Origin of the sequence: Streptomyces sp. G7(2002), from assembly GCF_028870195.1 — a bacterium.
GTDB lineage: Bacteria > Actinomycetota > Actinomycetes > Streptomycetales > Streptomycetaceae > Streptomyces > Streptomyces nigrescens.
Window position 1 is genome coordinate 4,413,282 of the sequence record NZ_CP102609.1, and the last position, 11,235, is coordinate 4,424,516.

Here is an 11,235-nt window from a genome sequence, read left to right on the forward strand (position 1 = left end):
CGGGAAAGCCGAAAACGTGGGGAGACAATGAGGTCGTGAACGACCTCGACACCTTCCACCGCCTCCTCACCCCGGAGGGCCAGGCCCTGCTGGCCGAATTGCGGGACCACGACCCGGCGGATGAGCTGGCGGCAGCCACCCGGCTGCGGCGGGAGCACCCCGCGGAGCTCGTTTCCGCGGCGCTCGGGCAGGCGCGGCTCCGGCAGCGGGCGGTGGCGAAGTTCGGGGCGGACGCCTGGCGGATGTACTTCACGCCGAACGGCGTCGAGCAGTCGACCCGCGCCACGGTCGCCACCCACCGCGCCACCCGCCTCGCCGCGCTGGGCGTCCGTACGCTGGCCGACCTGTGCTGCGGTATCGGCGGTGACGCGCTCGCCCTGGCGCGGGCCGGGATCCGGGTACTGGCCGTCGACCGTGACCCGTTGGCGTGTGCGGCGGCCCGGGCCAACGCCGAGGCGCTGGGGCTCGCGGAGCTGATCGAGGTGCGCTGCGCGGATGTGACGGAGGTGGACACCGCCGGGTATGACGCGGTGTTCGTGGATCCGGCGCGGCGCAGCAAGGCTCGGGGCGGCCGGATTTTCGACCCCGAGGCGTACGCGCCTCCGTTGTCCTGGGCCGTCGAGGCGGCCCGCAAGGCACCGGTCGCGGCGTTGAAGATCGCGCCGGGGGTGCCGCACGAGGCGCTGCCCGAGGATGCCGAGACGGAGTGGATCTCGGACGGGGGCGACGTCAAGGAGGCCGTGGTGTGGTTCGGTACGGGTGAGGGCGGCGCGCCCCGGCCGGTGCCCGGTGGCCGCCGCGCCACCCTGCTTCCCGCCGGGGACTCCCTGCTCGGCACCGGGCTGCCGGACCCGTCCGCCGGCGACGACGACGCGCCGCACGCGCCGGTCGGCCCGGTCGGTGACTGGCTGTACGAGCCGGACGGGGCGGTGATCCGGGCCCATCTTGTCGCGGATGTCGCCCGGCAGGTCGGCGGGCGGCTGATCGATCCGACGATCGCCTACATCACCGCGGACCGGCTGACCGCGACGCCGTACGCGACCGCCTACGCGATCACCGATGTGCTGCCGTTCCACGTCAAGAGGCTCAAGGCGCTGCTGCGGGAGCGCGAGGTCGGTATCGCGGTGATCAAGAAGCGGGGCTCCGCGGTCGAGCCCGAGGAGCTGCGCAAGAAGCTGAAGCTCGGCGGCGGACGCAAGTCCTGCACGATCTTCCTCACCCGGGTCGACGGCGCCCCCAGCATGCTGCTGGGGCACCCGGCCACGGACCCGCTCACGCCAGGTCGGTGAGGTCCTCGGCGTAGATCTGGGAGAGCGGCTGCGGGCCGATGTACTGCTGGCAGGTGCACTGACCCGCTTCGTACTCCAGCGGCTTGTGGTCGGCGTCCCAGGCGACCGCTACCTCGACCCGCTCATGACACTTGCCCTTTTTGTCATGCTTGGCGAGGTGGTGGGTGCAGCCGCACACCGGTTCCGGCGGCTTCTGGGCGGCGGCCAGCTCCTGCCGTTCCTGGCGGGCGGTCTCCAGGCGTTCCATCTTGCGTTCGTGCCGGGTGCGCAGCGCGGTGCGGGCGGTGTCGGCGACCTTCGCGAAGCCGCCCGCCATGAAGAAGATGAAGACCCACCAGAACCAGTCCACGGCCTGCCGCCTCCCCACGTACGCGCTCGGTACTGCACGTCAGGGTAAGACCTCGGGCCGGGCGTCGGGCCGGGGGTGGCGGCGAGGACTCGCAGAAGTACAAAACGAGCCCTCGCCGGGCCTCACGAGTAGAGGTTGTGCTTGCTCATCTCGTGGACGTGGTCATGGTCGTGGTGGTGGGTGTGGCCCGCGGGTGCGTCCTCGGGGAACTCGCCGGGCACATGGGGCTCGGTGACCGGGAGCGACGAGTCCGCGGAGAGGTCCCAGGCGGAGGCCGGCCGGTTGCGGGCCACCATTTCCGCGCCCAGGGCGGCGACCATCGCACCGTTGTCGGTGCACAGCTTGGGCCGCGGCACCCGCAGGGTGATGCCGGCGTCCTCGCAGCGGCGCTCGGCCATCGCCCGCAGCCGGGAGTTGGCCGCGACCCCGCCGCCGATCATCAGGTGGTCCACACCGTTGTCCTTGCAGGCCCGGACGGCCTTACGGGTCAGCACATCCACCACGGCCTCCTGGAAGGACGCCGAGACGTCCGCCACCGGCACCTCCTCACCGGCCGCCCGCTTGGCCTCGATCCAGCGGGCCACGGCGGTCTTCAGACCGGAGAAGGAGAAGTCGTAGACCGGGTCACGCGGGCCGGTCAGACCGCGCGGGAAGCGGATCGCGTCGGGGTTGCCCTCGCGGGCGTAGCGGTCGATGACCGGGCCGCCCGGGAAGCCGAGGTTCAGCACCCGCGCGATCTTGTCGAACGCCTCACCGGCCGCGTCGTCGATGGTCGAGCCCAGCGGCCGTACGTCGGAGGTGATGTCCGGGGCCAGGAGGAGCGACGAATGGCCGCCGCTCACCAGCAGGGCCATGGTCGGCTCCGGGAGCGCGCCGTGTTCCAGCTGGTCGACGCAGATGTGCGAGGCGAGGTGGTTGACGCCGTAGAGCGGCTTGCCGAGGGCGTAGGCGTACGCCTTGGCGGCCGAGACGCCGACCAGCAGCGCACCGGCCAGGCCCGGTCCCGCGGTGACCGCGATCCCGTCCAGGTCGGAGGCCGCGACCCCGGCGTCCTTCAGGGCGCGCTGGATGGTGGGGACCATCGCCTCCAGGTGGGCGCGCGAGGCCACCTCCGGCACCACGCCGCCGAAGCGGGCGTGCTCGTCGACGCTGGAGGCGACCGCGTCGGCGAGGAGGGTGTGGCCGCGGACGATGCCGACACCGGTCTCGTCGCAGGAGGTCTCGATGCCGAGGACGAGCGGTCCGCCGCGTGAGTCAGCCATGGTTCTCAAGTTCCTTGTACGGAGGGTGCTTCGGAGGAGGTCTGGGTGGTGCGGCGCATCACGAGGGCGTCGACATTGCCGGGCTGGTAGTAGCCGCGGCGGAAGCCGATCGGCTCGAAGCCGAAGCGCTCGTAGAGGCGCTGGGCGCGGAGGTTGTCGACCCGGACCTCCAGCAGCACCTCATGGCATTCGAAGTCCGTTGCGGCGCCGAGGAGTTCGGTCAGCAGCCGGGCGCCGAGGCCGGTGCCCCACTGGTCGCGGGCGGTGGCGATGGTCTGGATGTCGCCGGTGCCGTCGACGGCGGCCAGCCCGCCGTAGCCCACCAGCCGGCCGTCCTGCTCGGCGACCAGGTAGCGGCGGGTGGCGTACGGCCCGCGCGCATGCGCCAGCTCGGACCAGAACATGCCCGGCGACCAGGCGTCCTCGGGGAACAGCTCCCGCTCCAGCTCCAGCACCGGCGGTATGTCCCACCAGCGCATCTCGCGCAGCACAGCCTCGGGCCGGGCGACGTCGCCGCGCCGGGGGTCCCCCCGGACAGCGTCTGGGGGAGGCGCCGAGGTCTGCTGGTCGGGCGACGGGCGGGAACTCACCGGGGAGTGACCACCTTGTAGTTGGCGGGCACCTGGGCGTCCGGACGCCGCAGATACAGCGGCTGCGGCGGCAGCAGCTCCTCGCCCGCCGCGAGCTTCCCGGCGGCCAGCTCGGCCAGCGCGGCGGCGGACTGGTGCTCGGGCGCCTCGCGCCGTACGCCGGTGAAGACCGTGTCGTAGAGCAGCGCGCCCGCGCCCACGGCCGGGACTCCGGCCACCTGGTCGGCGAGGTCCGCGGGGCGGTCGACGGCGGGTTCGGTCAGCCTCGTGCGGGCATCGCCGTAGCGCGCCCAGTAGACCTCTTTGCGGCGGGCGTCGGTGGCCACGATGAAGGGCTCGGTCAGCCCGGAGGCGTGGGCGAGGCCGTCCAGGGTGCACAGACCGTGGACGGGTACGCCGAGCGCGGCGCCGAAGGTGGCGGCGGTCACCAGGCCGACGCGCAGCCCCGTGTACGGTCCCGGGCCCACGCCGACCACGATGTCGCTGACCTCGTCGAGCTTGTGGCCGGCCTCGGCCAGCACCCGGTCGACGGCGGGCAGCAGCAGCTCGCCGTGCCGGCGCGCATCCACCTGGCGGGACTCGGCGAGGACGCGGGTGCCGTCATGGAGCGCGACGGTGACGGCGGGGGTGGCGGTGTCAAGAGCTAGCAGCAGCACGTCCTTAAGACTACGGCTCGGCGGGTGGTTCCGGTTCCCGGTGCTACCGTCGCCCCCGTAGCCCAGCAGCAAGCAGCCCGGCGCCCTGGCCCGGGACTCCCCGCCGGTGGCAGGGAGAGGGAGGAAAGGTGGCACAGCGGTGCCCGCTAAGAGCAGCACGATCGTCACCGCGCTGACCACGGCGGCCGTGGTCGCGGTCGGAGTGCTCGGCTACCAGGCCGCGGCGTCCGCCCCGGACACCCTCACCGAGGCCCGTAAGGACAGCCACCACAGCACCCCCAAGAAGCAGCCGGACCGGTCCGGCAAGAAGGAGAAGGCCCCCGCTCCGGCCCCGGTCCCCCCGGCGTCCGGCAAGGGCCAGCGGATCGTCTACTCGCTCGACGCCAAGCGGGTCTGGCTGGTCGGCGCGCAGGAGAAGGTGCGGCGTACGTTCACGGTCGCGCCGAGCACGGTCAGCCCGCCGCCGGGGACCTACGCGGTCGGCTCGCGGTCGGTCAGCGTCACGGGCTCGGACGGGATAGCGATCGAGCATGTGGTGCGGTTCGCCACCGTCGGCAACGTCACGATCGGCTTCAGCGCGGCCGTCGACGGCTCCCGGCCCACACCGGACCCGTCGAAGAAGACCGGCGGTATCCGTGAGTCGCGGGACGACGGCAAGGCGATGTGGGACTTCGCGCTGCAGGGCACCAAGGTCGTCGTGGTCTCCTGACCACGCGGCTCCCGGACCGTCCGCCTTTCGCCCCTACGGGCTACGCCGCGTCGCGGCCCCCGGTGGACGCCGTCCCGGGCTCGGACTCCTCCTCCGCCTCCGGCTCGTCCGCCGGCCTGCCCTGACGGGCTTCTTCGGCGGCGTCGGGGGGCGTGGAGACCGCGCTGGCCGCGGCGCCCGCCGCCAGCAGCTCATTCATGGTCGGCGTCTCGCGCGCATCGCGCCCGGCCGCCGCGAAGGGGGTGCTCTCACGCCCGTCGGGCGTGGGGGCGGGCTGGTGGGCCGACATGGACGCCTCCCGGGGCTCCTGGGGCAAGCGACAGAAGCTAGGCTCGCTACTTAGGCTCACCTAACTGGGGTCTCCACCCATGTCACCACGCCCGGCACCCGGTACGCAACATCTTACCGACGGCTTGTCGGAAACTACGGACGTCCGGCCGGATCCATGACCGGGCGAAACGGCCGCCGCGGCCGCCCGCCCCGTCGTCAGCAGGTCTCCAGCGCGGGCAGACCGGCGTCGGCCCAGCGCGCGCCGAGACCGGTGACCGTCACCTCGCGCACATCGTCCACCCCGGCCTCCAGGGCCGCCTCCGGGCCGCCCGGCGCGTCCGCCCCCACGGCGCGCCCGATGACCACATGCAGCCGGTCCTCGGACAGCTCCTCGACCTTGCCGTCGCCCCACTCCACGACCACCACCGACTCCGGCAGCGAGACATCGAGGTCCAGGTCCTCCATCTCGTCCAGCCCGCCGCCGAGCCGGTACGCGTCGACGTGCACCAGCGGGGGGCCGCCGGCCAGCGAGGGGTGCACCCGGGCGATGACAAAGGTGGGAGAGGTCACGGCGCCGCGCACGCCCAGGCCCTCGCCCAGGCCGCGGGTCAGCGTCGTCTTGCCGGCTCCCAGCTCACCGGTGAGCAGTACCAGGTCACCGGGGCGCAGCAGCGGGGCCAGACGGCGGCCCAACTCCTGCATCTGTTCGGGGGACTTGACGGTAATGTGCGCCATCGCGCCGGTGGTGCTCATGCCGCAAATGGTACGTCCCGCCCGTAGCCCCGCCGCCACCCCTCGGTCTGCCGGGCCAAGCCCCGGCAGACCGGGCCGGGGCTCAGGCGCGGGCGTGCCGGGAGCTGCGGGCCGCCGCGCCGGCCCGTTCCACCAGGGACACCAGGTGCTCATTGACCAGCTCGGGCCGCTCCAGCATCACCAGATGCCCGGCGCCGGGGACGCACACCAGCTCCGCGTCGGGCAGCACCTCGACGATCGCCCGGCTGTGGTCGGCCGGGGTGATCAGATCGCTCTCCCCGGCGAGCACCAGCGCGGGCACCGCGTCGTACGCGACCAGCGCCTCGGTCTTGTCATGCACCGCGAACGCCGGGAAGAACTCGGCGACCACATCGATCGGGGTCGCCTCGATCAGCCGCTCGCCGAAGCGCGCGATGCCCGGGTCCACCTTCTCCGGCGTCCCGAACGAGTACCGCTTGATCAGCCCCGCGAACAGATCGGCGGTGGCCCGCCGTCCGCGCTCGACGATCTCGCTCTGCCAGCCCAGCGCCTTCAGCACGCCCGGCGCGAGCCAGTGGAAGGCCTTGACGCCCATGGACGGCAGCCCGAAGGCGACCTCGCTGAGCCGGCCCGCGGACGTGCCGATCAGGGCCACCCCGACCACCCGCTCCGCGACGTACTCGGGGAACTGGTCGGCCAGCGCCATCACCGTCATGCCGCCCATGGAGTGCCCGACCAGCACGATCGGCCCCTCGGGGACCGCGGCGTCCAGTACCGCCTTCAGGTCCCGGCCCAGCAGGTCGATGGTGACCGGTTCCGTGCCGTCGATCTGGCCGTGGCCGCGCGAGGAGCGGCCGTGGCTGCGCTGGTCCCAGTGGACGGTGCGCACCGTGCCGCGCAGTGCGGAGCGCTGGAAGTGCCAGGAGTCCTGGCTGAGGCAGTAGCCGTGGCTGAAGACGACCGTGGGAGCCGCGGAGCGCCGCCCCAGCGCCGCCGTCAGCCGCTTGCGCAGACCGCTCTGGGCCTCCTGCGCGGCCCGCGCCTCCTTCCCGCGGACGGGCTTGGCGGACCGGTCGGCCTTGGCGCCCTTGCCGTTCCTGGCCTTGCCCTGGTGGTCGTCCTTCTCCGGCCTGGCCGACTCCACGCCCGGCTCGTCGACCTCGTAGTACAGCTCGGTGCCGTCCTCGGCGATCGCCGCGCCCGGTGTGCCGCGCAGCGTGCCGTACGGGCCGGCGGCGTCCAGCGCGAGCCGGGCGCGGCGGCGCATCCCGCGGCCGACCGTCATCCGCTCTATCGCCACCCCGGCCGCGGCGCCCGCCGCGACCACACCGATCGCGGCACCGGCCACGCCGGCGTGCCGGCCCGCCCGTGCCCAGTTGCCGGCCGCCTCGACGGCCGTCTCGACCGCCTGCGCGGCGGCCTCCTGTCCCTCGGTCATGCCGTACCCCCCGTGAGCGCGCTGTCTCCTCCGGCTTCGTTCCGTATGCCGCTGTCCACATAGACGCGCGGGACCCGGCTTCCGATCCGTGTGACGATCTCGTAGCCGATGGTTCCGGCCACCCGGGCCCAGTCCTCCGCGGTCGGCTCACCGCGGTCCCCCGGGCCGAACAGCACCGCCGGATCGCCCGGCTCGGCGCTGTCGCCGCCCAGGTCGACCACGAACTGGTCCATCGCGATCCGCCCGGCGACCGTCCGCCACTTGCCGGCGACCAGCACCGGGCCGGTGCCGGAGGCGTGCCGCGGGATGCCGTCCGCATAGCCGAGGGGGACCAGCGCCAGGCTGGTCTCGCCGGGGGTCGTGTAGTGGTGCCCGTACGACACGCCGTGGCCGCCCGGGACACGCTTGACCGACGCGAGCGAGGCCTCCAGCGTCATCGCGGGCCGCAGCCCGAAGTCCTGGGAGGTGCCGACCTCGGGGCTGGGCGAGATGCCGTAGATGCCGATTCCGGTGCGGACCAGGTCGAAGTGCGCCTCGGGGAGGGTCAGCAGCGCCGGGGTGTTGGCGATGTGCCGCACCTCGGGGCGCAGCCCGGCCGCCCCGGCGGTCTTCAACGCCTCCTGGAAGACGGCCAGCTGGGCGGCGATCGAGGGGTGCCCGGGCTCGTCGGCGCAGGCGAAGTGCGACCAGACGCCGGTGACGGCCACCGCGCCCTCGGCCTCGGCGGCACGGGCCGCGGCGGTCAGTTCCGCCCAGTCGGCGGGCGCGCAGCCGTTGCGGCCGAGCCCGGTGTCGATCTTGAGCTGGACCCGGGCGGTCCGGCCGCACTCCCGCGCCGCGCCGGTCACCTCGCGCAGCGCCCACATCCCGCTCACCGCGACGTCGATGTCCTGCTCGACGGCCCGGCGCCAGGGGCCGCCCGGCGTCCACAGCCAGCACAGCAGCCGCCCGGTGTCGCCCGCCGCACGCAGCGCGAACGCCTCCTCGGGCAGCGCCGTGCCCAGCCAGCCCGCACCGGCCTCACGAGCGGCGCGCGCACAGCGCACCGCCCCGTGTCCGTAGCCGTCGGACTTGACCACGGCCATCAGCTCTGCCCGGGGTGCGCGGTCCCGCAGTGCACGCACGTTCGACCGCACGGCGGCGAGGTCGATGGCGGCGCGGGCGCGCTTTGCTGTCTCGTTCATCCCCCTCAGTGTCGCAGGCGACGCCGCGGGGCCCCGGGGGACGGGCGGGGAAACCGCGCTCACACGCCGGGCTTCCGCCCCCAGACGTACACGGTGTCGCCCTTCCGCAGCACTTCCCACGCCCTCCGCGCGTCCGTCATGGTGAGGTTGACGCAGCCGTGCGAGCCGGGCCCCGAGAAGATGTCCTCGTAGACGCCGTGCAGCGCCTCCCCGCGGTCGAAGAACTGGGCGTACGGCATCCGCGTGCCGTACAGGTTCGAGATGTGGCGCCGGTGCCGCAGATAGATCCGGTACGAACCGGTGCGGGTCTCCATCGTCGGCGCTCCCGACCGGATCACCACCGGTTCGAGGATCACCCGTCCGCTCTGCTGCACCCACATCAGCTGCCGGTTCAGATCGACACACGCGGTCCGCTGGGGAAGGTCCGGGCAGTGACCGGCCCGGTTGGGGTCCTTCTTGGCCCGCATCAGCCGCACCGTCGCCCCGGTGACCGGTCCCGCGAATCCGGTCGCCGGCGCGATGCGGTGCGCCTGCTGGAACCGCCGGATCGCCCGGCAGTCCCCCGTGCTCTGCCGCCCGTCCACCTGCCGCCCCAGATAGCGCTCCGCCTGCCGCTGGTAGGGCCCGGTGGAGGCGCTGCACCGCAGCGCCCTGGTGCCGGCGTGCGCCGCCTCGGACCGCGGCACGTACTCGATGTGCCGCGACCCGGCTGCCTCCCGCCCCGCGCGCGGGATCCCGGGAACCAGGTCGGGCAGTCGGTACGCGGCGGACGGGGGCGTCACGGCCACCGCGGGCGACGGCGCCACGGCCACCGCGGGCGGCCCGGCGACAACGAGGAGCGAGGCGCAGACCAGCAGCGCGGAAAAGGTGCGTTTCATGCCCTCACGCATGCCGTGACCGCGCGGTCGTACAAGCCCACCGGGCACCAGGTTCGCCCTGGTGCCCGCACCGTTCCCCCGCGGGGCGTAACGGCCGCACCGGCAGCTGTCAGTCCGTCACATCACGCCAGGCGGCGTCCAGATGGGCGGCGACCTCCGAGGCCAGGATCGGCGCGCCGGCCGGCCCGGCCGCGCGGCGGGCCGCCAGCCCGTGCAGATACGCGCCGACGGAACCCGCGTCCCGCGCCGGGAGTCCCGCGGCGAGCAGCGACCCGGTCACCCCCGACAGCACGTCCCCGCTCCCGGCCGTCGCCAGCCAGCTGGTCCCGGTGGGGTTGACCCGTACCGGACCGTCCGCCTCCGCCACCAGCGTCGTCGAGCCCTTGAGCAGCACCGTGGCACCGTATTGCGCCGCCAACTCCCGTACGGAGGCCAGCCGTGCCGCCTCGACCTCCTCGCGCCCGCGTCCGAGCAGCGCGGCGGCCTCCCCCGCATGCGGCGTCAGCAACGTCTCGGCCGTCCGCTCCCGGGTTCGCTGCGGCGACAGGAACCGCAGACCGTCCGCGTCCACCAGCACCGGCACCTCCGCCGCCAGCACCTCCTCCAGCGCGTCCGCCTCCTCCCCGATGCCGGGCCCGATCACCCACGCCTGCACCCGGCCCGCCTTGTCCGGCGGCCCGGGATGCACCAGCGTCTCCGGGAAGTGCGCCAGCACCGCCTCGGCGGCCGGCCCGACATACCGCACGGCCCCCGCGCCGCCCCGCAACGCGCCCGCCACCGCGAGCACCGCCGCCCCCGGATACCGCGCGGAGCCGGCGACCACCCCGACCACGCCCCGCCGGTACTTGTCGCTCTCGGGCACCGGACGCGGCAGCAGATCCGCCACGTCCGCATGCTGCAGCGCCTCCATCTCGGCGTCCTCCGGCAGCGTGAGCCCGATGTCCACCAGCCGCAGCGCGCCCGCCCGCTCCCGCGCCGGATCGATCAGCAGCCCCGGCTTGTACGCGCCGAACGTCACCGTCGCATCGGCCCGTACGGCGTCCCCGTGCACCTCACCGCTGTCCGCGTCCACACCGCTGGGCAGATCGACCGCCACCACCCGCGCCGACTCCCATGCGGCCCGGGCGAGTTGCGCGGCCTCCGGGCGCAGCCCGCCCCGCCCCCCGATCCCGACGATGCCGTCCACGACCAGATCGGCCCGTCCGATGTCCCGCAGCGCATCGTCCGAAACCCGCCCCCCGGCCGCCCGCAGCGCGGCCAGCCCGCCCTGATGGGCCCGTTCGGGCGACAGCAGCACGGCCACCACCCCGGCCCCTCTCCGGGCCAGCCGTGCACCGGCGTACAGCGCGTCCCCGCCGTTGTCACCGCTGCCCACCAGCAGCACCACCCGGCTGCCGTACACCCGCCCCAGCAACTCCCCACAGGCCACGGCCAGTCCGGCCGCCGCTCGCTGCATCAGAGCCCCTTCGGGCAACCGCCCCATGAGCTCCCGCTCCGCGCCCCGCACGGTCTCCACGCTGTAAGCAGTCCTCATACCGCCCAGTCTCACCCCTCACCCACCGGCCGACCCGCATTTCCCCCCACCGGGCAGGCCAGTCCGTGATCCGAGGGACCGGCACAGCCCCTGGGGGAGAGTTGGGGGGCGAGCCGAGGAGGGGACGGCGACCACCTACCTCCCCGCCCCCCGAAGCAGCACCCCCGCATTCCCTCCCCCGGCCCCCCACGGCCCGACACCGCCGAACACACGGAAGGGGACGGGCCGGAGGAGGCGGTGTCAGGACGTAAAGCGAAGCAGTCCTGACACCGCCTCCGGAGGCCCGTCCCCGCACCCCAACGATTCGGGGCGCACGCCGCACCACGAGGCGCGCGCCGCACCAC

12 protein-coding genes are annotated in these 11,235 nt (G+C 74.0%); 2 read left to right on the plus strand and 10 right to left on the minus strand.

Annotation, left to right across the window (positions count from 1 at the left end; genetic code table 11):
* Positions 1-35: 35 nt before the first annotated feature.
* On the plus strand, positions 36-1,289 hold the full coding sequence (locus NUT86_RS18320) for a class I SAM-dependent methyltransferase (protein ID WP_159487763.1): 1,254 nt from the start codon (positions 36-38) through the stop codon (positions 1,287-1,289).
* Here NUT86_RS18320 and NUT86_RS18325 read toward each other — a convergent pair.
* The 4 genes from NUT86_RS18325 to tsaB form a co-directional block, all read right to left on the minus strand.
* Complete coding sequence (locus NUT86_RS18325) at positions 1,273-1,638, minus strand: hypothetical protein (protein WP_018090859.1); 366 nt, start codon at positions 1,636-1,638, stop codon at positions 1,273-1,275. The genes NUT86_RS18320 and NUT86_RS18325 overlap by 17 nt on opposite strands.
* A gap of 122 nt (positions 1,639-1,760) precedes the next feature.
* The gene (gene tsaD / locus NUT86_RS18330) at positions 1,761-2,900 is read right to left on the minus strand and encodes a tRNA (adenosine(37)-N6)-threonylcarbamoyltransferase complex transferase subunit TsaD (RefSeq protein ID WP_018090860.1); all 1,140 of its coding nucleotides are present in this window, start codon (positions 2,898-2,900) and stop codon (positions 1,761-1,763) included.
* Positions 2,901-2,905: 5 nt separating this feature from the next.
* Positions 2,906-3,490, minus strand: a complete 585-nt coding sequence (gene rimI / locus NUT86_RS18335; RefSeq protein ID WP_274736443.1) for a ribosomal protein S18-alanine N-acetyltransferase — start codon at positions 3,488-3,490, stop codon at positions 2,906-2,908.
* The gene (gene tsaB, locus NUT86_RS18340; RefSeq protein WP_018090862.1) at positions 3,487-4,146 is read right to left on the minus strand and encodes a tRNA (adenosine(37)-N6)-threonylcarbamoyltransferase complex dimerization subunit type 1 TsaB; all 660 of its coding nucleotides are present in this window, start codon (positions 4,144-4,146) and stop codon (positions 3,487-3,489) included. The genes rimI and tsaB overlap by 4 nt, the downstream gene beginning before the upstream one ends.
* A 139-nt stretch (positions 4,147-4,285) precedes the next feature.
* Here tsaB and NUT86_RS18345 point away from each other — a divergent pair, with 139 nt between their 5' ends.
* The gene (locus tag NUT86_RS18345) at positions 4,286-4,855 is read left to right on the plus strand and encodes a L,D-transpeptidase (RefSeq protein WP_018090863.1); all 570 of its coding nucleotides are present in this window, start codon (positions 4,286-4,288) and stop codon (positions 4,853-4,855) included.
* Between the two features lie 40 nt (positions 4,856-4,895).
* On the opposite strand, the gene NUT86_RS18350 is transcribed toward NUT86_RS18345, so the two are convergent.
* From NUT86_RS18350 to NUT86_RS18375, 6 genes are all read right to left on the minus strand, one after another.
* Positions 4,896-5,144: a hypothetical protein gene (locus tag NUT86_RS18350; RefSeq protein WP_018090864.1), complete on the minus strand. Its 249-nt coding sequence runs from the start codon at positions 5,142-5,144 to the stop codon at positions 4,896-4,898.
* Between the two features lie 197 nt (positions 5,145-5,341).
* Positions 5,342-5,878, minus strand: a complete 537-nt coding sequence (gene tsaE, locus NUT86_RS18355; RefSeq protein WP_266446381.1) for a tRNA (adenosine(37)-N6)-threonylcarbamoyltransferase complex ATPase subunit type 1 TsaE — start codon at positions 5,876-5,878, stop codon at positions 5,342-5,344.
* Positions 5,879-5,960: 82 nt separating this feature from the next.
* Positions 5,961-7,295: an alpha/beta fold hydrolase gene (locus NUT86_RS18360; protein WP_018090866.1), complete on the minus strand. Its 1,335-nt coding sequence runs from the start codon at positions 7,293-7,295 to the stop codon at positions 5,961-5,963.
* Entirely contained in the window at positions 7,292-8,479 is a 1,188-nt protein-coding gene (gene alr, locus NUT86_RS18365; RefSeq protein WP_274736444.1) for an alanine racemase, read from the minus strand. Before alr ends, NUT86_RS18360 begins: the two co-directional genes overlap by 4 nt.
* Positions 8,480-8,538: 59 nt before the next feature.
* Positions 8,539-9,357: a L,D-transpeptidase family protein gene (locus NUT86_RS18370; protein WP_093640414.1), complete on the minus strand. Its 819-nt coding sequence runs from the start codon at positions 9,355-9,357 to the stop codon at positions 8,539-8,541.
* Positions 9,358-9,466: 109 nt separating this feature from the next.
* The gene (locus tag NUT86_RS18375; RefSeq protein ID WP_159487756.1) at positions 9,467-10,891 is read right to left on the minus strand and encodes an NAD(P)H-hydrate dehydratase; all 1,425 of its coding nucleotides are present in this window, start codon (positions 10,889-10,891) and stop codon (positions 9,467-9,469) included.
* Positions 10,892-11,235 lie beyond the last annotated feature (344 nt).